Origin of the sequence: Streptococcus sp. 'group B', assembly GCF_002073795.1 — a bacterium.
Lineage (GTDB): Bacteria > Bacillota > Bacilli > Lactobacillales > Streptococcaceae > Streptococcus > Streptococcus agalactiae.
In genome coordinates, this window is record NZ_CP020432.1 from 784,891 (window position 1) to 805,860 (window position 20,970).

Consider the following 20,970-nt stretch of genomic DNA (forward strand, 5'->3'; position numbering starts at 1 on the left):
CCTAAAATACTCACCTTATATCTTACTAAAAAATAAAGGGTTTGTCATGAATGGCTATTATCTTTCGTGAGTGTCAAATGCTCATTTGTGATATAAGATTGAAATTCTTCTTTTGTACTTGAAAATAGGCTATCTAATGTCAACATTTCTTTTGGAAAATAAAAACGTTGATCACCATAATTAGATCCAGTTAATGCTTTTACAATCGGTGATAAGCTTGATAATTCAGCAAGTTGTCCATTCTTTTGGATAATTTGAATTTCTGTTCGTGGATTTGAATGTTCAGGCCGATAAACATCGTAAGGTAAGTCAAAATTAGCATGGACACCAGTGTAATAATCGGGATCAAAACCAACCTGTGAGACTAGTTCTTTCATTTTAACTAGATTTTCTTTATCAGCCTCTTCAAAGGTAATTGATTTAAAGACTTTTCGATTGATAAAACGATTAGCTAAATCTGCCAAAATGTTATCATCAGCTTGCATCCAAGATTGGAAGTAAGTATTCATTACCCCATCATCTAGGGCTAAATAATCTTGTAAATCATATTGATCCGTGAAGAAAGGAATAAGATTTGGAGAAGTTTGTTCAAAAAAATCGCGATGGGTATCAAATAAGAAGCGAGCACGTTTTAGTAAATTTTGTAAGAGTAATTCCATAGCACGACTGGCTGGATGGAAATAAACTTGCATATACATTTGGAAGCGACTAACAATATAATCTTCCACAGCGTGCATCCCGTTACGAGCAAAAGCAATTCCAGAATCGGTTGGTCTAATAACGCGTAAAATTCGTGTTAAATCAAATTGTCCATAGCTAGCAGCAGTGTAGTAAGAATCTCTGAGAAGATAGTCCATTCGATCACAATCAATTTGACTAGAAATTAATTGAACAACTTGTTTATTGGGGTAGCTATGATTAATAACACTAGCTACTTTATCAGGAAAATCAGGAGCCACCTTTCGTAAAATAGCATTAATCTCTGTGGTAGGATTGGTGATGATTTCCTGAGTGTAAGCTTCATGATCAGTATTGAAGAGACGCTCAAATGTATGAGAATATGCGCCATGTCCGATATCATGTAGTAGGGCGGCAGCCATCGTTAGCAGGGACTCATTTTTATTCCAAAGATCAGAATAATGTTCATCAAAGATTTCTGTAACTTTACGAGCCAGTTCATAAACTCCGAGACAATGTGAAAAACGACTATGCTCTGCACCATGGAAGGTAAAAGAAGTCGTTGAGGTTTGTTTAATGCGTCGTAAACGTTGAAATTCTTTAGTGTTAATCAAGTCATATATGACTTGATTATTTACATGGATATAAGTGTGAACGGGGTCACGAAATACTTTTTCATTCATATATATATTATAGCAAAAATTGAAACTTGAGTCAGAAATTGGTAGAATAGAAGGATAAAAGAAGTGAGAGAAGTCATGAAACTAGAAATTAACAATAACATTCAAATTGACAACGAAACCGAAATGATTCATGAGATTCACGATTGTCAATTTATTGAAAAAGGAAGTTACGTTTATTTGAATTATATTAATGCTGAGGGCGAGAGAGTAGTTATTAAGGCAAATCATGAGGAATTGCTTATGACGAGGTTTTCAAATCCTAAGTCTGTAATGCGTTTTCATCGTGAAACGCCTGCTTTGGTTAATATCCCCACTCCACTTGGTATTCAACATTTGATTACAGAGACAAGTCACTATCAGTTTGATTTGTCACAGCAAAGGTTGCACATCAATTATGTCCTTAAGCAAACGGAGACAGGAGCCTGTTTTGCAAATTATGAATTAAAGATTCAATGGTATTGAGATAATTACCATTAACAAAAGAGTAGTCATTATGAATTTCGTCTACTGAAGACGCTGGGATCTCTTTATGAGAGCCATTTATTTGATAAACTGCAGTATGGTTTATTTCGACTAGATGAACTTCGTTTTTTCCCTTGAGATTATTAGTGATAGCAAGGATAATTAATTGAAAAATGGATTTTTTTCTGTTACAATGATTAACATATCAAGGGAGTAGCAGACGGTTTACCGTGGCAATGTCGTCATTACGAAAGAAATTTCCGGCGTTGTCTTAAACAGCGAGACTTGTTTTCATAAAAACAGGTCTCTTTTTGTTTGTGGAGAGACCAAAGGAGGAAAGGTTTTGTTAAAAGAACAGAAAAAATCCTTGTTTTACACACAAGGTCAAGAAGAGGTTCTAACGTCTTTAGAATCTTCTCGTGAAGGATTATCAACAACAGAAGCGAAAAATCGCTTAGAGATGTATGGTCGCAATGAGCTTGAAGAAGGGAAAAAACGTAGTCTAATAGCTAAGTTTTTTGACCAATTCAAAGATTTAATGATTATTATCTTACTGGTTGCTGCAGCTCTCTCTGTTATTACGGAAGGTATGCATGGCTTAACGGATGCATTGATTATCTTGGCAGTTGTTATCTTAAATGCAGCTTTTGGTGTTTATCAAGAGGGGCAAGCCGAAGCAGCTATTGAAGCCCTCAAAGATATGTCAAGCCCAATTGCGCGTGTTCGTCGTGATGGTCATACTATTGAGGTGGATTCTAAAGAACTAGTTCCTGGTGACCTCGTTATGTTAGAAGCAGGAGATGTTGTTCCCGCAGATTTACGACTTTTAGAAGCCGCGTCTTTAAAAATTGAAGAAGCAGCTCTAACTGGTGAGTCAGTACCTGTTGAGAAAGACATATCTCAAGTAGTAGCAGAGGATGCAGGTATTGGTGATCGTGTGAATATGGCGTATCAAAATTCAAATGTCACGTATGGTCGAGGATATGGTGTTGTTACTAACACAGGGATGTATACTGAAGTTGGTAAAATTGCTGATATGTTGGCAAATGCTGATGAATCTGAAACACCATTGAAACAAAGTTTAGTTCAACTTTCTAAATTATTGACTTACTTAATCGTGATTATTGCGGTTATTACTTTCTTAGTGGGGATATTTGTCCGTAAAGAAGGTTGGATTGAAGGATTGATGACTTCAGTTGCTTTAGCAGTTGCAGCTATTCCAGAAGGGCTTCCTGCAATTGTTACGATTGTCTTATCAATGGGAACAAAAACTCTTGCTAAACGTAATTCTATCGTTCGTAAACTCCCTGCAGTTGAAACTTTAGGTTCTACAGAAATCATTGCATCGGATAAGACTGGTACTCTGACAATGAATCAAATGACTGTCGAAAAAGTGTATACTAATGGCGTTCTCCAATCATCTTCGGAAGAAATTTCAGTTGATAATAACACTTTACGTATTATGAATTTCTCCAACGATACTAAGATTGATCCTTCAGGAAAATTAATCGGTGACCCAACAGAGACTGCACTGGTACAATTTGGTTTAGATAAGAATTTTGATGTCCGTGAAGTTTTGAAAAATGAACCACGTGTCGCTGAGTTACCATTTGATTCAGATCGTAAGTTAATGTCTACGATTCATAAAGAATCAGATGGTCGCTACTTTATCGCAGTCAAGGGTGCTCCTGATCAATTATTAAAACGAGTTACTAAAATTGAAGATAATGGCTTGGTTCGTGATATCACGGCTGAAGATAAAGAGGCTATCCTAAATACCAATAAAGAACTCGCAAAACAAGCTCTTCGTGTCTTGATGATGGCTTATAAATATGAAACACAAATTCCAACTTTAGAGACTGATATTGTTGAGTCAGATTTAGTATTCTCAGGTTTAGTGGGAATGATTGACCCTGAGCGTCCAGAAGCGGCAGAAGCTGTTCGAGTTGCTAAAGAAGCAGGAATTCGTCCGATTATGATTACCGGGGACCATCAAGATACTGCAGAAGCTATTGCAAAGCGTCTAGGTATTATTGATGCAAATGACACAGAAGATCATGTCTTTACGGGTGCTGAACTTAATGAATTAAGTGACGAAGAGTTTCAAAAAGTATTTAAACAATATTCTGTCTATGCACGTGTTTCTCCTGAACATAAAGTGCGTATCGTGAAAGCTTGGCAAAACGATGGCAAAGTCGTTGCCATGACTGGTGATGGTGTTAATGATGCTCCATCGCTAAAAACAGCAGATATTGGTATTGGTATGGGAATAACTGGTACAGAAGTTTCCAAAGGTGCTTCTGATATGGTTCTTGCTGATGATAATTTTGCAACTATTATTGTGGCTGTTGAGGAAGGACGTAAAGTCTTCTCAAATATCCAAAAATCTATTCAATATCTTCTTTCAGCCAACATGGCAGAGGTATTTACAATTTTCTTTGCAACTTTATTAGGATGGGATGTACTTGCACCGGTTCACCTTCTTTGGATTAACTTGGTAACAGATACTCTTCCAGCTATCGCTCTTGGAGTTGAGCCAGCTGAACCAGGAGTTATGACACATAAACCTCGTGGTCGCCAGTCAAACTTCTTTGATGGTGGTGTTATGGGAGCTATTATCTATCAAGGTATTTTACAAACTATCTTAGTACTTGGTGTCTATGGTTGGGCATTGATGTATCCAGAACATGCTGGTTATCGCATGATTCACGCAGATGCCCTTACGATGGCCTTTGCAACGCTTGGTTTAATCCAATTGGTACATGCATTTAACGTTAAATCAGTTTACCAATCAATCTTTACAGTTGGAGCTTTTAAAAATAGAACCTTTAACTGGTCTATTCCAGTAGCTTTCATTCTTTTGATGGTGACTATTGTTGTTCCTGGATTTAATAAACTTTTCCATGTAACTCATTTAAGTTCAACACAATGGTTAACTGTAGTTATCGGAAGTTTATTGATGGTAGTGTTAACGGAAATTGTTAAATTTATCCAACGTAAATTAGGACAAGACGAAAAAGCTATTTAGTTTAGCTGATAAAAAAACTCACTTAGAATATCTAAGTGAGTTTTTTAGCAATCAAATATTGTCATAGAGTTGCGTAATTCGTCTTCAAAATATTTTTTTGGATAGTTTTCAAAACTATCCAAATGCTTAACGGCATTATGCCTTTTGCTAAGATTCCAGGTTAAATTAGGGTTATGATTGGGATTCTGATTGACAAAGTCAATAGTTAAATTCCATTCTCTAATATATCCAAGTGGTCTAGAATGATAAGTAGTCTCTCCAATTTTAACGTCGCCAAATGAGCGGTGTGCATGACCAAAAACAACATCTTTGATATGATATTTTTGGAATAAATCATGATAAGCCTGACTCCCCAAAAAAGCATTAAAAGGAGAGAATCTAGGATGAGTCATCGTGAACTGTTTATGGGGAACAAAGTGCATAGCAATAATGATATTTGAAGAATCGACTTTTGCTAATATTTCGTCTAAGCGTTTTAAAATTGATGCTTGGATAGTTACATCATTATTTGGACGTTTTAAACGTCTATCAAACCAAAAAGTCTTTTTTAATTTTTCAACATCCTTGATATCTCTATTATTTGAAAAGCTGTAATCATACTAGCCATGAAAAGCTAGTAGCATTTTTTTGTCAAATCGATAGGTTTGAAAGTCAAGGCGTTGGATTTCTGTTTCTGTTAAATCAAGCATATCATGGTTTCCTAAATTATAGCTAAGTTTAATATGCTTTTTTAAGTTATTGATAAAGGGAAGTGTATCTTTAGTAAAATGATTAGATATATCCCCAGCGATATGGAGGTGATCAATTTTTTCTTTCTTAAGCAAATTAATTAACGTTTTCGTCTCAAAGGTAGAAAAATGATTGAGGTCAATATGTAAATCACTCATGATAGCAAGTTTGGTCATAAGGGTATTGTACCATATTGTAGTTCAAAGAGATAAACAGTAAATTTTTGAAATAGTTTTAAAGTCATTCTATAATAGATATGTCATTGTAGAATGCGCTTTCATAATTGTGTTTAGAAGCTTTATATTTAAGGTGCCTTAAGGAGGTCTCATGTCTAATTTTTATAAGCTCTTGAAAGAAAAATTTCCTCGAAAAGAAGATATCGTAACAGAAATGATCAATTTAGAAGCTATTTGTCAATTACCCAAAGGGACGGAATATTTTATTAGTGATTTACACGGGGAATACGATGCTGTTGATTATCTCTTACGGACAGGTGCAGGGTCTATTAGAGCTAAATTATTAGACTGCTTTGATTGGCAGAAAATAGTTGCTGTTGATTTAGATGATTTTTGTATACTGCTTTATTACCCAAAGGAAAAATTAGCCTTCGATAAAATGAACTTGTCAGTAAGTGCTTATAAAACGAAGTTATGGGAAATGATTCCGTTACAAATACAAGTTTTAAAATATTTTTCTAGTAAATATACAAAATCTAAAGTACGTAAGCAATTGCCAGGTAAGTTTGCTTACATTATCGAAGAACTTTTAGCTGAGATTGACCGTAACCCAGAGAAGAAAAGCTATTTTGATACTATTATTGAAAAATTATTTGAATTAGACCAAGTAGAAGATTTAATTATAGTATTATCCCAAACAATTCAAGTTTTAATCATTGACCATTTACATGTTGTAGGGGATATTTACGATCGTGGTAGGTATCCTGATCGTATCTTGAATAGGTTAATGGCTTTTCCAAATTTGGATATCCAATGGGGGAACCATGATGTCACTTGGATGGGAGCAGCATCTGGTTCCTACCTTTGTATGGTAAATGTTATCCGTATTGCTGCACGTTATAATAATATTACTTTAATTGAAGACCGATATGGTATCAATTTGCGTCGCTTGGTTGATTACTCACGCCGTTACTATGAACCTCTACCTTCTTTCGCCCCCATATTAGATGGAGAGGAAATGACTCATCCAGATGAATTAGATTTGTTAAATATGATACAACAAGCAACAGCAATTTTACAGTTTAAATTGGAAGCCCAATTGATTGACAGGCGTCCAGAATTTCAAATGCATAATCGACAACTTATTAACCAGGTAAATTATAAAGATTTAAGTATATCTATAAAGGGAGTTGTGCATCAACTTAAAGATTTTAATAGTAGATGCATTGATTCGAAAAATCCCAGTCGATTAACAAGTGAGGAAGAAGAGCTTTTACAACAATTGATGATAGCCTTCCAGACTTCTGAAAGTTTAAAGAAACATATTGATTTCCTATTTGAGAAAGGAAGTATGTATTTAACCTATAATGATAATCTTTTATTCCATGGTTGCATACCAATGCATAGTAATGGTGATTTTAAAAGCTTTAAAATTGCAGGAAAAACTTATGGTGGTAGGGATTTACTGGATTTATTTGAAAGTCAAATACGTCTAGCATATGCTAGACCAGAGAAACATGATGATTTGGCGACAGATATCGTTTGGTATCTTTGGTGTGGTGAAAATTCTTCTCTTTTTGGTAAGAATGCCATGACTACTTTTGAGCGCTATTATGTTTCCGACAAAGTAACTCATCAAGAAAGAAAAAATCCCTACTTTAAACTGAGAGATAAAGATGATATTTGCACTGCCCTTTTACAAGAGTTTGATTTGCCTAAGTTTGGACATATTGTCAATGGTCATACGCCAGTCAAAGAAAAAAATGGTGAGCAACCGATAAAAGCAAATGGTAAGATGTTAGTAATTGATGGTGGCTTTGCCAAAGGTTATCAGAAAAATACAGGTTTAGCTGGCTACACTTTGATTTATAATAGCTATGGGATACAATTAATTTCACACCTTCCTTTTACATCCATTGAGGAAGTTTTAAGTGGAACCAACTATATCATTGATACGAAGCGATTAGTAGAAGAAGCCAAGGATAGGATTCTTGTAAAAGATACAACTATTGGACAAAAGTTAACCAAAGAGATTAAAGACTTAGATCACCTTTATCGTCATTTTCAGGAATATGATGACTAGTGTTTAAGTAATTTACTAATTGATATGTAGGATTTAATTTTTCAGTTTCTTACCTTGTCTCTTTTATTAAATTGACTTAAAATAATATTATGGACATAAAGGCAGAAATTCAAAAATTAGCAAAAGAAATTGGTATCTCTAAAATTGGTTTTACGACGGCAGATAACTTTGATTATTTGGAAAAGTCATTGCGTGCTTCTGTGGAAGAGGGGCGCAATTCAGGATTTGAACATAAAGTCATAGAGGATCGTATCTACCCTGAAAGGCTTTTAGAATCGGCTAAAACGATTATTTCAATTGGCGTTGCTTATCCTCACAAACTTCCTCAGCAACCTCAAAAAACACCTTATAAACGAGGAAAAATTACACCTAATTCGTGGGGGCTTGATTATCATTATGTGGTCGGCGAAAAGTTAGACAGACTATCAAAAGGCATTGAAGAGCTCTGTCGAGATTTTCCTTTGCAACAAAAAGCAATGGTCGATACTGGAGCTTTAGTTGATACTGCAGTTGCCCAAAGAGCAGGTATTGGTTTTATAGGAAAAAATGGTCTAGTTATTTCTAAAGAATATGGCTCTTATATGTTTTTGGGAGAATTAATTACCAATTTAGAGATCGAGCCAGACAAGCCTGTCGATTATGATTGTGGTGACTGTCGTCGTTGTCTAGATGCCTGTCCAACTTCTTGTTTAATTGGTGATGGCTCAATGAATGCCAAGCGTTGTCTATCATTTCAAACCCAAGATAAGGGAATGATGGACATAGAGTTTCGAAAAAAGATTAAAACAGTTATCTATGGTTGCGATATTTGCCAAATTTGCTGTCCTTATAACAAAGGTATAAATAATCCATTGGCGACAGAGATTGATCCTGAGTTGGCTCAACCAGAATTAATACCATTTTTGAGTTTATCAAATGGACAATTTAAAGAAAAATTTGGTATGATTGCTGGAAGTTGGCGAGGTAAAAATATTTTACAGCGTAATGCCATTATTGCGCTAGCAAATGCTCATGATAAAACCGCAGTGGTTAAATTAATAGAGATTATTGATAAAAATAATAACCCTATTCATACTGCAACAGCTATATGGGCATTGGGAGAAATTGTCAAAAAACCAAACGATGAGATACTGGAGTTTATGAGTAATTTAACCTTAAAAGATGAAGATAGCCGAAAAGAGTTGGAATTAATCCGTCATAAATGGCAATTTTAAGCCTTTTATGGTATTTTTAAGAACCTTATGATAAAATAAAACAGATTAACAAAGATTGGAGAAATCTCATGGAAGTGGCTGAAATTCGCCAAAAAATAGTAGAAAATAAAGAGAAGTTGACTAGCTTCAGGAGGTCTCTTTGACTTAGATCGTTTGGAAGAGGAGATTGCTCTTCTTGAAAATCAAATGACTGAGCCAGACTTTTGGAATGACAATATTGCAGCGCAAAAGACATCTCAAGAACTGAATGAGTTAAAAGGTAAGTATGATACTTTCCATAATATGCAAGAATTATCTGACGAAACAGAACTCTTACTTGAGATGCTTGACGAAGATGATTCTTTGAAAGAAGAATTAGAAGAAAATCTAATGCAGCTAGATAAGATAATGGGTGCTTATGAAATGACGCTTCTCTTATCTGAGCCTTATGACCACAATAATGCTATCTTAGAAATCCATCCTGGTTCAGGAGGAACTGAAGCGCAAGATTGGGGAGATTTACTCTTACGAATGTATACCCGTTTTGGCAATGCTAATGGTTTCAAAGTAGAAGTATTGGATTATCAAGCAGGGGATGAAGCTGGTATTAAATCGGTTACCCTCTCTTTTGAAGGTCCCAATGCTTATGGTTTGTTGAAATCAGAAATGGGAGTTCATCGCCTCGTTCGTATATCACCTTTTGATTCGGCTAAACGTCGTCATACCTCATTTGCTTCAGTTGAAGTGATGCCAGAGTTAGATGATACGATTGAAGTAGAAGTACGTGATGATGACATTAAAATGGATACTTTCCGTTCCGGAGGAGCTGGTGGTCAGAACGTCAATAAAGTATCAACAGGTGTTCGTTTGACGCATATTCCAACTGGAATTGTGGTATCGTCTACCGTTGACCGTACTCAATATGGGAACCGCGATCGCGCTATGAAGATGTTGCAGGCTAAGCTATATCAGTTAGAACAAGAAAAGAAAGCACAAGAAGTAGATGCTCTCAAGGGTGATAAAAAAGAAATCACTTGGGGAAGTCAGATTCGTTCTTATGTTTTCACCCCTTATACGATGGTGAAGGATCATCGTACTAACTTTGAGCTTGCTCAGGTAGATAAGGTTATGGATGGAGAAATCAATGGCTTTATTGATGCCTACCTTAAGTGGCGCATTGAAGACTAAAAATAATGAAGGAGAAACATGGCACTAATAGAAATGTCTGGTGTTACTAAAAAGTATCGCCGTTCAACAACTGCCTTGAGAAACTTAAATTTATCAATTCAGCAAGGTGAGTTTGTGTATTTAGTTGGTCCGTCAGGTGCTGGTAAATCTAGCTTGATTCGCCTCCTATACCGTGAAGAAAAATTAAGTTCAGGTAGATTAAAGGTAGGGGAATTCAATCTCAATAAACTCAAACGTCGTCAAATTCCTATTTTACGTCGTAGTATTGGAGTTGTCTTCCAAGATTATAAATTACTACCAACAAAAACAGTTTATGAGAATGTTGCGTTTGCGATGCAAGTTATTGGAGCTAAGCGCCGTCATATTAAAAAACGCGTGCCAGAAGTTTTAGAATTAGTAGGTTTAAAACACAAGATGCGTTCTTTTCCAACACAGTTATCTGGTGGAGAACAACAACGTGTGGCAATTGCACGTGCGATTGTTAATAATCCAAAATTATTAATTGCAGATGAACCTACTGGTAATTTGGATCCAGAAATCGCTTGGGAAATCATGCATCTATTGGAACGTATTAACCTTCAAGGAACGACTGTTTTGATGGCAACACACAATAGTCAAATTGTTAACACACTTCGTCATCGTGTCATTGAGATTGAAGCAGGTAGCGTTATCCGAGATGAAGAGAAGGGAGAATATGGTTATCATGATTAATTTCTTTAGACATTTCTGGGAATCGCTTAAAAACTTAAAACGTAACTTTTGGATGACTTTTGCTTCTGTAACATCAGTTACCATAACATTACTTCTTGTAGGCTTGTTTTCATCAGTTTTACTGAATGTTGAAAAGTTAACAACTGATGTTTCAGGTAATTTTACTATCAGTGCCTTTTTAAATGTTGACTCAACGGATGCTCAAAAACAAGTCAAAGATAAGGACGGAAAGCTAAAAGATAATCCTGATTATCATAAAGTTTATGACAAGATTAAACGTATTTCTGGTGTAGAGAAAGTCACTTATTCAAGTAAAGCTGAACAATTAAAAGAAGTTCAAAAAGAGTATGGTTCAGATGTTATTGATGATACCTACAAAGATGCTTTGTTAGATGTTTACGTAGTTGGGACAAGTTCTGCAAAAGTTTCTAAGAGTGTCAGTGAAGCAATTGGACGCATTGAAGGTGTTGATTATACTAAAGAACCTATTGATTCAACAAAACTATCTAATCTCACAGATAACATCCGTATATGGGGATTTGGTGGTGTTGCCTTATTAATTGTCCTTGCTATCTTTTTGATTTCAAATACTATTCGTATGTCGATTATGTCACGCCGTACAGATATTGAAATCATGAGATTAGTTGGCGCTAAAAATTCTTATATTCGAGGACCGTTCTTTTTTGAAGGTGCTTGGGTAGGGATTTTAGGGGCTATCGTTCCATCGCTGATTTTCTATTTTGGTTATCAATTTGTGTTTAACAAGTTTAATCCAAAATTTGAGACAAGCCATGTTTCATTGTATCCTATGGATATTATGGTTCCAGCAATTATTGGTGGTATGGTGATTATTGGTATTATTATTGGCTCACTTGGATCTGTCCTATCAATGAGACGTTACCTTAAGATTTAATAAAAAGAGATGAAATCTATGAACTGCACCCCAAAAGTTAGACAAAAAATCTAACGATTGGGGTGCTTTTCTGATGAAATTAAGTTATGAAGATAAACTAGAAATATACGAGTTAAGAAAGATCGGGATGTCCTGGTCTCAGATTAGTCAACGATATGATGTTCGTATCTCGAATCTTAAATACATGATAAAACTCATGGATCGGTATGGTGTAGAAATCGTCGAAAAAGGTAGAAATGAGTATTATCCACCTGAATTAAAGCAGGAAATGATAGATAAAGTCTTGATTCATGGTTGTTCTCAACTCTCTGTTTCTCTTGATTATGCTCTCTCTAATTGTTCTATACTCACAAATTGGCTTTCCCAATTTAAGAAAAATGGTTATACTATTGTTGAGAAAACAAGAGGGAGACCGAGTAAAATGGGACGTAAGCGTAAGAAAACTTGGGAAGAAATGACAGAGCTCGAGCGACTTCAGGAAGAAAATGAGCGCTTGAGAACGGAGAATGCCTTTCTAAAAAAGTTGAGGGATTTGCGCTTGAGGGACGAAGCCTTACAGAGCGAACGGCAGAAACAATTAGAGAAATGGTCACAGGAGGATTCCGACTAGACCTCTTACTTGAGATAACTAAGATAGCTCGTGCAACTTACTATTATCAACTAAAGAAACTGAATAAACCAGATAAAGACAAAGCAATCAAATCTGACATTCAATCCATTTATGATGAACATAGAGGAAACTATGGCTATCGTCGGATTTATTTAGAACTGCGAAATCGTGGCTTTGTCATCAACCACAAAAGGGTGCAAGGCTTGATGAAAAGTATGGGCTTGACTGCTCGTATTCGTCGTAAGCGCAAGTATGCCTCTTACAAAGGTGAGGTTGGTAAGAAGGCTGATAACCTGATTCAACGCCAGTTTGAGGGGTCGAAGCCCTATGAGAAGTGCTATACCGATGTGACGGAGTTTGCTTTACCTGAAGGGAAACTTTATCTATCGCCTGTTCTTGATGGCTATAACAGTGAGATAATTGATTTTACCCTGTCTCGGTCTCCTGCCTTGAAACAGGTTCAAACCATGCTTGAGAGGGCTTTTCCTGCGGCTTCATACAGCGAAACCATTCTCCACAGCGACCAAGGCTGGCAGTACCAGCACAAGTCCTACCATCAATTTCTGGAGGACAAAGGCATTCGTCCTTCTATGTCACGGAAGGGGAACAGTCCTGACAACGGTATGATGGAATCTTTCTTTGGGATTCTAAAGTCTGAGATGTTCTATGGCTTGGAGAAGTCTTACAAATCACTTGATGACCTTGAGCAAGCTATCACAGATTACATTTTTTACTACAACAACAAGCGAATCAAAGCAAAACTAAAAGGACTTAGTCCTGTGCAATACAGAACTAAATCCTTCACTTAAAATAAATTGTCCAACTTTTGGGGGTCAGTACATCTATTTCATCTCTTTTTATTAATTGTAGATATCATGCTAGTGGATAAAATTTGAAATAAACGTAGCCAATTGTTTTTCAGATGATTTGTGAGAAAGGGTAGCTTTACCATCCCCTTTTTGATGTCCGTAGTTACCAAATCGGCTATGGTTTCCCCCGACAATAGTTCGAAAAGTACTTGAATTTGGGAGGCGTTTTTTAGCTTCCTCATATTTTTCCCAGTTTAAAATATGATCGTTACTTGCTGTAATGGAGAGTACTCTTAACTTTTTATGAGATAGGTCGGATTTACTTGAAGGGTAGGAAGCTAATAATATGAGCCCTCTAACAGGGGCTACTTTGGCATTTTGGCTAGCAACAACTCCTCCTAAAGAATGTCCAGCAAGGTAAACATTAGTTAAGTGGTTCTGATTAATAATTGTTTTAGCTTTATAAGGTGATAAAACTGGCAAATTTAAAGGTGTCTTCAAAATATAGGTATTATACCCTTTATCAGCTAAATCTCTAGCAAGTTGAGAATAAGCTTCTTCTTCCACAAGAGCCCCTTGATAGAAAATAATATTTGCTTTTACCTTACCCTTGCTTCTAAAAAGAAGGTAGTTCTTATGGTTTGTAGCGGTTTTAGCAATTCTCCTAGCTAATGGGGAGGCTTGGTAAGTATTGAAGTAAATGGTCATCCCGACGGCCATTAAAATAGCAAGGATACTTGTTGTTAACCAAAGAAAAATAGAGTGACGTTTTATGTTCATTGGAAGAAAGGATTAAAGTTTTTTTCGTGGCCAATAGTTGTATTCATGCCATGGCCTGGGTGAACACTATAATGACTAGGTAAGGTGAATAGTTCTTGGCGAATACCAGTAATGAGGTCCTCAAAGTTACTGGTAGGTAAGTCAGTACGACCGATAGTTTCACGAAATAGAGCATCGCCAGTAACGACTAATTCATCTGAGTGGAAAACAAATGAGACTCCTCCCCAAGAATGACCAGGTGTTGGTAAAACTGTGAATTCAAAACCATTTAGTTGATAGGGTTGCTTTAATTTAAAAAAGTTCTCTGCCGGTCTTGCTATAACATTAATGATATCATCATGACGGCCTAACCCAGATAAATTATCATCTGGGGAAGATAGCCAAGCGGCTTCTTTTTCTGAAACATAAACAGGTGGATTATCAAAAGTATCTCTGACCAAATCTAAACTAAAAATATGATCATAGTGAGTATGAGTTAAGAGGATAGCCACTAAAGGTTTTTCAAAGGATTTAATTTTAGCAATGATTTCTTGGCCATTGCTCCCTGGATCAATGAGGATAACAGCTTGATCATTAACGAGGTAATAAGTATTTTCACCAGCAATGTGGTTTATTGTTTTATAGATTTTCATAATGATAGTGTACCAAAAAATCAAGACTTTGTTAAAAAAAGAGTGGCGGAAAATAAATGGCAACTAGTTTCAGAAAATATGGGATCTCACAGCAATTTCTTGACACCGTTTTCATAAAGGTGTATCATAAAAGTAATCAATAAGCCAAGCCTAAAGCTGAACTTAGTTTAAGAACACTGACTTTTTGAGAGCAACCTAATTGGTTGACTAAAGAATATGAGGTGGAAGATATGTCAAAAGTTGCTATTGTTACTGGTGCTGGTCAAGGAATTGGATTTGCTATTGCGAAACGTCTTCATGCAGACGGCTTTAAAATAGGCGTTTTAGACTATAATGAAGAGACTGCTCAGGCTGCGGTTGATAAACTATCACTTGAGGATGCTGTTGCAGTTGTAGCAGATGTTTCAAAACGTGATCAAGTCTTTGATGCTTTCCAAAAAGTTGTAGATACTTTTGGTGATTTGAATGTTGTTGTTAACAATGCAGGTATTGCCCCAACAACCCCTCTTGACACTATTACTGAAGAGCAGTTTGAAAAGGCTTTTGCAATCAATGTCGGAGGAACTATTTGGGGAAGTCAAGCAGCTCAAAAACATTTTAGAGAATTAGGTCATGGCGGAAAAATTATAAATGCAACTTCACAAGCAGGATGTGAAGGGAATCCTAATTTGACTGTTTATGGTGGTACAAAATTTGCAGTTCGTGGTATTACACAGACTTTGGCAAAGGATTTGGCATCAGAAGGAATCACAGTCAATGCCTACGCACCAGGTATTGTTAAAACACCTATGATGTTTGATATTGCCCATGAAGTTGGTAAGAATGCAGGCAAAGATGATGAATGGGGTATGGAGCAGTTTGCAAAAGATATCACTTTGAAACGCTTGTCTGAACCAGAAGATGTTGCTAATGCAGTAGGCTTCTTAGCGGGAGATGATTCAAATTATATCACTGGACAAACAATAGTTGTCGATGGTGGTATGGTATTCCATTAAAAATGATTAATGCTAACACTGTGAGTGAAACTCACAGTGTTTTTTATATTTCTTAAAAAATTATCTTATCTTGGTTATTGGAGTGATGGCATCTTTGAGGTACAGTCATGTTTTGTTTTATAGATATAGCGTGCTATAATAGACTTACTATGACCCAGAAAAAACTTAGAAAATATGCAGTAGTTGACTTGGAGGCTACTGGAGCAGGTCCCAATGCTTCTATTATTCAGGTTGGGATTGTTATTATCCAAGGAAATAAAATTATTGATAGTTATGAAACAGATGTTAATCCTCATGAATCTTTGGATGAGCATATTGTTCATTTGACAGGTATTACGGATAAGCAGTTGGTTAAAGCTCCGGATTTTGGTCAAGTGGCGCATCACATTTATCAATTGATTGAAGATTGTATTTTTGTTGCCCACAATGTAAAGTTCGATGCAAATTTATTGGCTGAGCAACTATTTTTAGAAGGCTTCGAGTTACGTACACCAAGGATAGATACAGTAGAGTTATCACAAGTGTTTTATCCCTGTTTAGAAAAATATTCTTTAGGGGCATTAGCAGAAAGCTTAAATATTGAATTAACAGATGCGCACACTGCTATTGCAGATGCAAGAGCTACAGCACAGTTATTCATTAAGTTAAAAGCTAAAATTAGTAGTTTACCTAAAGAAGTGTTGGAGACCATTTTAACATTTGCTGATAATCTTTTGTTCGAATCCTATTTATTGATTGAAGAAGCTTATCAAGAAGCTGATTTCGTTAATCCTAAAGAATATTATTTCTGGCAAGGATTGGTCTTAAAAAAAGAAAAAGCTGTTGGAAAGCCTAAGAAATTATCTAGTGATTTTCAAGTTAACATGGCTTTGTTAGGTATGGATGCTCGCCCTAAGCAAATTGTTTTTGCTGACTTGGTTAAAGCGCATTTTAATGATCAAACAACAACGTTTTTAGAAGCTCAATCAGGACTTGGTAAAACATATGGATATCTCTTGCCTTTATTGGATCAGTCTCAAAAACAACAAATAATAGTATCTGTTCCAACAAAGATTTTGCAAGATCAAATAATGGCTAAAGAAATAAAGCACATTCAAGAACTTTTTCATATTCCCTGTCACAGTATCAAAGGACCGAGAAATTACTTGAAGTTAGATGCGTTTTATAAGAGCCTCCAAGTGCAGGATCGAAATCGATTGATAAATCGTTTTAAAATGCAACTGCTAGTGTGGTTGACGGAAACGACTACAGGTGATTTGGATGAAATTAAACAAAAACAACGATTAGAATCTTACTTTGACCAGCTAAAACACGATGGAGAAGTGACTCAATCATCACTTTTTTATGATCTGGATTTTTGGAAACGCAGTTATGATAAAGTTGCACAAAGTCAACTTGTTATTATTAATCATGCTTATTTTCTTGAGCGTGTTCAGGATGACAAAGATTTTGCAAAGGGGAAGGTTTTAGTTTTTGATGAAGCTCAGAAACTTGTTTTGGGACTGGAAAATTTTTCTCGTGGGCAACTTGATATTAGTCACCAATTGCAGGTTATTCAAAAAATAATTGATAGTCCTATTCCGTTATTACAAAAGCGCCTTCTGGAAAGTATTTCTTATGAGTTAAGTCATGCAGCAGAACTTTTTTATCGTCATAATTCTTTTGAATTTTCAGAGACCTGGTTGAAACGTCTAAAAAATAGTATAAACGCTTTAGAAGTAGTAGGATTAGATGATTTACAAACTTTTTTCACAGCTACTTATACTAACTATTGGTTTGAAACTGATAAAGTCAATGAGAAGCGTTTAACCATTTTACGTGGGGCGAGAGAAGATTTTCTTAAATTTTCAGAGTTCCTCCCTCCCACAAAAAAGACCTATATGATATCAGCTACTTTACAAATCAGTCCCAAAGTCTACTTGTCAGATCTTTTAGGAGGATTTTCAAGTATAAGCACAGAGAAGATAGCGCATGAGAAAAATGCCAATCAGAAAGTATGGATTGATACCTCTATGCCTAATATACTTGATTTATCACCGGAACAGTATGCTTACGAAATAGCCAAGCGTTTACAAGATATAATGACGTTAAAGCAGCCTACCTTAGTCTTATTAACTTCTAAACAGACAATGTTTATGGTATCTGATTATTTGGATAAGTGGGAGATAAAACATCTTACTCAAGATAAAAATGGCTTAGCTTATAACGTTAAAAAACGTTTTGATCGTGGAGAAAGCAATCTTCTTTTAGGTACAGGATCTTTTTGGGAAGGTGTTGACTTTGTACATCGTGATCGTCTTATTGAAGTTATCACGCGATTGCCTTTTGATAATCCCAAAGACTATTTTATCCAGAAACTATCGCAGAGTTTAACAAAAGAGGGGAAAAACTTCTTTTATGACTATTCTTTACCAATGACTGTCTTAAAATTAAAACAGGCCTTGGGACGTACTACAAGGAGAGAAGAACAAAAGTCAGCGGTAATTATTTTGGATAGCAGATTGGTTATTAAATCTTATGGACAAACCATCATGCATTCTCTTGGTAGAGATTTTGAAATTTCTAAGGAAAAAATTAACAAGGTCTTGACTGAAATGGCTAAATTTTTGATATAATGGTAAAGATCATTGTCTAAAAATAAGATGTTGACAGTGCGACTCAAGATTAAATAATAGTAGTACGTTGATAAAAGGAGGAGTGATGACCTATTTGTCAGAACGTGTACTCAATATGGAAGAGAGTGTTACTTTAGCTGCGGGAGCTAAAGCAAGAGAACTCAGAGTACAAGGAAGAGATATTCTTAGTTTAACTTTAGGGGAGCCTGATTTCGCTACTCCTAAAAACATTCAGCAAGCGGCTATTGAGGCTATAACAGATGGACGTGCAAGTTTTTACACACCATCAAGTGGTTTGCCGGAGTTGAAGTCAGCAATTAATGCGTATTTTGAACGTTTTTATGGCTACTCCCTTAAACCTAATCAGGTGGTTGTGGGAACTGGTGCTAAGTTTATCCTTTATACTTTCTTTATGACAGTACTGAATCCCGGTGATGAAGTAATTATTCCGACTCCTTATTGGGTATCTTATGCTGATCAGATTAAGATGGCTGAAGGTAAGCCAGTTTTTGTCACAGCAAAAGAAGTTAATCACTTCAAAGTAACTGTGGAACAGTTAGAAGCTGTTAGGACTGATAAGACAAAAGTCATACTTCTTAATAGTCCATCAAATCCTACAGGTATGATTTATAAAGCTGAGGAGTTGGAGGCTATTGGAAATTGGGCAGTCGAACATGATATCCTAATTTTAGCAGATGATATTTACGGTCGATTGGTTTACAATGGCAATATTTTTACCCCTATTTCAAGCCTTTCAGAGTCCATTCGAAACCAAACGATAGTCATAAATGGAGTTTCTAAGACTTATGCGATGACAGGTTGGCGTGTTGGTTTTGCAGTGGGTAATCATGATATTATAGCGGCAATGTCTAAAGTAGTCAGTCAAACAACTTCTAACCTTACGGCTGTCTCACAGTATGCTACTATTGAGGCTTTAAATGGTTCTCAAGAGTCATTTGAAAAAATGAGGCTAGCATTTGAAGAACGCCTTAATATCATTTATCCATTGTTGTGTCAGGTCCCTGGGTTTGAGGTTGTTAAACCACAAGGTGCTTTTTATCTTTTCCCAAATGTTACAAAAGCAATGGAAATGAAAGGATATACGGATGTTACAGCATTCACGGATGCCATTCTTGAAGAAGTTGGACTTGCTTTAGTAACGGGTGCTGGTTTTGGAGCGCCGGAAAATGTTCGTCTGAGTTATGCTACAGATCTTGGAACCCTTAAAGAAGCTGTTCGTAGACTGCATGTCTTTATGGGAAGTAATGAAATTAATTAAATAAAAATAGAGAGAAACTTATGTCAAAAAAACTTATTTCAATTGTTGATGTTAAAGATTATGTTGGTCAAGAAGTTACTATTGGTGCTTGGGTTGCTAACAAATCAGGTAAAGGTAAGATTGCGTTTGTACAGTTGCGCGATGGTTCTGCCTTTTTCCAAGGTGTCGCTTTTAAACCAAACTTCATTGAAAAATATGGTGAAGAATCAGGTCTTGAAAAATTTGACGTTATTAAACGTCTCAACCAAGAAACATCTGTTTATGTAACAGGGATTGTTAAAGAGGATGAACGTTCAAAATTTGGCTATGAGCTTGATATTACTGACCTTGAAGTCATTGGAGAGTCACATGAATATCCTATAACTCCTAAAGAGCATGGGACAGACTTCTTGATGGACAACCGTCATCTTTGGTTGCGTTCTCGTAAACAAATGGCTGTTATGCAAATTCGTAACGCTATTATTTATTCAACTTATGAATTCTTTGACCAAAATGGTTTTATCAAATTTGATAGCCCAATTTTATCAGAAAATGCAGCAGAAGATTCAACAGAGTTATTCGAAACAGACTATTTTGGGAAACCAGCATTTCTTAGCCAATCTGGTCAATTATACCTTGAAGCTGGAGCAATGGCTCTAGGCCGAGTTTTCGACTTTGGTCCAGTCTTTCGTGCTGAAAAATCTAAAACACGTCGCCATTTAACAGAATTTTGGATGATGGATGCCGAGTATTCTTTCTTGTCACATGAGGAATCACTTGACCTTCAAGAAGCTTATGTTAAAGCATTGATCCAAGGCGTTCTAGATCGTGCGCCTCAAGCACTTGATATTTTAGAACGTGATGTTGAGGCTCTCAAACGTTATATCGCAGAGCCATTCAAGCGTGTTTCTTATGATGATGCTATTACACTTCTTCAAGAGCATGAAGCAGATGAAGATACAGATTATGAACATTTAGAGCATGGTGATGACTTTGGTTCACCACATGAAACTTGGATTTCTAATTACTTTGGAGTGCCGACATTTGTAGTGAATTACCCAGCAAGCTTTAAAGCATTTTATATGAAACCAGTTCCTGGAAATCCAGAACGCGTTCTTTGTGCTGATCTTTTAGCTCCAGAAGGTTATGGAGAGATCATTGGCGGCTCAATGCGTGAAGACAACTACGATGCTCTTGTGGCTAAAATGGATGAACTAGGTATGGATAAATCAGAATACGACTTTTACCTTGACCTTCGTAAATACGGCTCTGTTCCTCATGGCGGTTTTGGTATAGGTATTGAACGTATGGTAACTTTTGTTGCTGGTACCAAACATATTCGCGAAGCTATTCCATTCCCACGTATGTTACATCGTATCAAACCATAATAAAAAAGCGCTAGCTAGTGCGCTTTTTTATTATGGTCT

Annotated in this window: 15 protein-coding genes and 1 pseudogene; 12 read left to right on the plus strand and 4 right to left on the minus strand. The window is 36.1% G+C overall.

Going from position 1 to position 20,970, the window contains the following annotated elements; all coding sequences use genetic code 11:
- Positions 1–44: 44 nt before the first annotated feature.
- Positions 45–1,361, minus strand: a complete 1,317-nt coding sequence (locus A6J68_RS04450) for an HD domain-containing protein (RefSeq protein WP_001003542.1) — start codon at positions 1,359–1,361, stop codon at positions 45–47.
- A 75-nt stretch (positions 1,362–1,436) separates the two neighbouring features.
- Between A6J68_RS04450 and A6J68_RS04455 the strand changes: the two genes are divergently transcribed.
- Together A6J68_RS04455 and A6J68_RS04460 are read left to right on the plus strand one after the other, a co-directional pair.
- On the plus strand, positions 1,437–1,823 hold the full coding sequence (locus A6J68_RS04455) for a DUF1934 domain-containing protein (protein WP_000764119.1): 387 nt from the start codon (positions 1,437–1,439) through the stop codon (positions 1,821–1,823).
- Between the two features lie 343 nt (positions 1,824–2,166).
- Complete coding sequence (locus A6J68_RS04460) at positions 2,167–4,851, plus strand: calcium-translocating P-type ATPase, PMCA-type (protein ID WP_000910750.1); 2,685 nt, start codon at positions 2,167–2,169, stop codon at positions 4,849–4,851.
- 44 nt (positions 4,852–4,895) lie between these two features.
- Here the strand turns inward: A6J68_RS04460 and A6J68_RS04465 are convergent.
- Positions 4,896–5,756, minus strand: a pseudogene (locus A6J68_RS04465) (metallophosphoesterase).
- A gap of 151 nt (positions 5,757–5,907) precedes the next feature.
- On the opposite strand from A6J68_RS04465, the gene A6J68_RS04470 reads away from it, so the two are divergent.
- The 6 genes from A6J68_RS04470 (at position 5,908) to A6J68_RS04500 (ending at position 13,263) form a co-directional block, all read left to right on the plus strand.
- Entirely contained in the window at positions 5,908–7,839 is a 1,932-nt protein-coding gene (locus tag A6J68_RS04470) for a fructose-bisphosphatase class III (protein ID WP_000064641.1), read from the plus strand.
- 89 nt (positions 7,840–7,928) lie between these two features.
- Positions 7,929–9,053 (plus strand): tRNA epoxyqueuosine(34) reductase QueG, encoded by a 1,125-nt coding sequence (gene queG / locus A6J68_RS04475; protein ID WP_000351633.1) that lies wholly within the window; start codon positions 7,929–7,931, stop codon positions 9,051–9,053.
- Between the two features lie 68 nt (positions 9,054–9,121).
- Positions 9,122–10,220 (plus strand): peptide chain release factor 2 gene (gene prfB / locus A6J68_RS04480; protein ID WP_011324939.1). Its coding sequence is split into 2 segments (ribosomal slippage): positions 9,122–9,193 and positions 9,195–10,220, totalling 1,098 coding nucleotides; the frame shifts between segments, so codons are not numbered across the junction.
- An 18-nt stretch (positions 10,221–10,238) separates the two neighbouring features.
- Positions 10,239–10,931: a cell division ATP-binding protein FtsE gene (ftsE, locus tag A6J68_RS04485; protein ID WP_001173889.1), complete on the plus strand. Its 693-nt coding sequence runs from the start codon at positions 10,239–10,241 to the stop codon at positions 10,929–10,931.
- On the plus strand, positions 10,915–11,844 hold the full coding sequence (ftsX, locus tag A6J68_RS04490) for a permease-like cell division protein FtsX (protein ID WP_000236202.1): 930 nt from the start codon (positions 10,915–10,917) through the stop codon (positions 11,842–11,844). The genes ftsE and ftsX overlap by 17 nt, the downstream gene beginning before the upstream one ends.
- 73 nt (positions 11,845–11,917) lie before the next feature.
- Positions 11,918–13,263, plus strand: a protein-coding gene (locus tag A6J68_RS04500) for an IS3-like element IS861 family transposase (RefSeq protein WP_370657101.1) whose coding sequence is annotated in 2 segments (ribosomal slippage) — positions 11,918–12,374 and positions 12,374–13,263 — 1,347 coding nt in all. Because the reading frame shifts where the segments join, the coding sequence is not laid out codon by codon here.
- Positions 13,264–13,332: 69 nt separating this feature from the next.
- On the opposite strand, the gene A6J68_RS04505 is transcribed toward A6J68_RS04500, so the two are convergent.
- Positions 13,333–14,043 carry an alpha/beta hydrolase gene (locus tag A6J68_RS04505; RefSeq protein ID WP_001022577.1) on the minus strand — a complete coding sequence of 237 codons (711 nt, stop codon included), beginning with the start codon at positions 14,041–14,043 and terminating at the stop codon, positions 13,333–13,335.
- On the minus strand, positions 14,040–14,675 hold the full coding sequence (locus A6J68_RS04510) for an MBL fold metallo-hydrolase (protein ID WP_000708402.1): 636 nt from the start codon (positions 14,673–14,675) through the stop codon (positions 14,040–14,042). The genes A6J68_RS04505 and A6J68_RS04510 overlap by 4 nt, the downstream gene beginning before the upstream one ends.
- Positions 14,676–14,905: 230 nt before the next feature.
- On the opposite strand from A6J68_RS04510, the gene A6J68_RS04515 reads away from it, so the two are divergent.
- From A6J68_RS04515 to asnS, 4 genes are all read left to right on the plus strand, one after another.
- Complete coding sequence (locus A6J68_RS04515) at positions 14,906–15,670, plus strand: (S)-acetoin forming diacetyl reductase (RefSeq protein WP_000048142.1); 765 nt, start codon at positions 14,906–14,908, stop codon at positions 15,668–15,670.
- A 149-nt stretch (positions 15,671–15,819) separates the two neighbouring features.
- Positions 15,820–18,285 (plus strand): bifunctional DnaQ family exonuclease/ATP-dependent helicase, encoded by a 2,466-nt coding sequence (locus A6J68_RS04520; RefSeq protein ID WP_000192267.1) that lies wholly within the window; start codon positions 15,820–15,822, stop codon positions 18,283–18,285.
- Between the two features lie 85 nt (positions 18,286–18,370).
- Positions 18,371–19,564, plus strand: coding sequence for a pyridoxal phosphate-dependent aminotransferase (locus A6J68_RS04525; protein ID WP_000221828.1), 1,194 nt, complete (start codon positions 18,371–18,373; stop codon positions 19,562–19,564).
- A 20-nt stretch (positions 19,565–19,584) separates the two neighbouring features.
- On the plus strand, positions 19,585–20,931 hold the full coding sequence (asnS, locus tag A6J68_RS04530; protein WP_000038473.1) for an asparagine--tRNA ligase: 1,347 nt from the start codon (positions 19,585–19,587) through the stop codon (positions 20,929–20,931).
- Positions 20,932–20,970 lie beyond the last annotated feature (39 nt).

What these genes read in the sequence shown, in the direction of transcription:
- A6J68_RS04450 (WP_001003542.1), bottom strand. Translation starts at nt 1,361, where the DNA reads ATGAATGAAAAAGTATTTCGTGACCCCGTTCACACTTATATCCATGTA.
- A6J68_RS04455 (WP_000764119.1), top strand. Translation starts at nt 1,437, where the DNA reads ATGAAACTAGAAATTAACAATAACATTCAAATTGACAACGAAACCGAA.
- A6J68_RS04470 (WP_000064641.1), top strand. Translation starts at nt 5,908, where the DNA reads ATGTCTAATTTTTATAAGCTCTTGAAAGAAAAATTTCCTCGAAAAGAA.
- queG (WP_000351633.1), top strand. Translation starts at nt 7,929, where the DNA reads ATGGACATAAAGGCAGAAATTCAAAAATTAGCAAAAGAAATTGGTATC.
- ftsE (WP_001173889.1), top strand. Translation starts at nt 10,239, where the DNA reads ATGGCACTAATAGAAATGTCTGGTGTTACTAAAAAGTATCGCCGTTCA.
- ftsX (WP_000236202.1), top strand. Translation starts at nt 10,915, where the DNA reads ATGGTTATCATGATTAATTTCTTTAGACATTTCTGGGAATCGCTTAAA.
- A6J68_RS04505 (WP_001022577.1), bottom strand. Translation starts at nt 14,043, where the DNA reads ATGAACATAAAACGTCACTCTATTTTTCTTTGGTTAACAACAAGTATC.
- A6J68_RS04510 (WP_000708402.1), bottom strand. Translation starts at nt 14,675, where the DNA reads ATGAAAATCTATAAAACAATAAACCACATTGCTGGTGAAAATACTTAT.
- A6J68_RS04515 (WP_000048142.1), top strand. Translation starts at nt 14,906, where the DNA reads ATGTCAAAAGTTGCTATTGTTACTGGTGCTGGTCAAGGAATTGGATTT.
- A6J68_RS04520 (WP_000192267.1), top strand. Translation starts at nt 15,820, where the DNA reads ATGACCCAGAAAAAACTTAGAAAATATGCAGTAGTTGACTTGGAGGCT.
- A6J68_RS04525 (WP_000221828.1), top strand. Translation starts at nt 18,371, where the DNA reads ATGACCTATTTGTCAGAACGTGTACTCAATATGGAAGAGAGTGTTACT.
- asnS (WP_000038473.1), top strand. Translation starts at nt 19,585, where the DNA reads ATGTCAAAAAAACTTATTTCAATTGTTGATGTTAAAGATTATGTTGGT.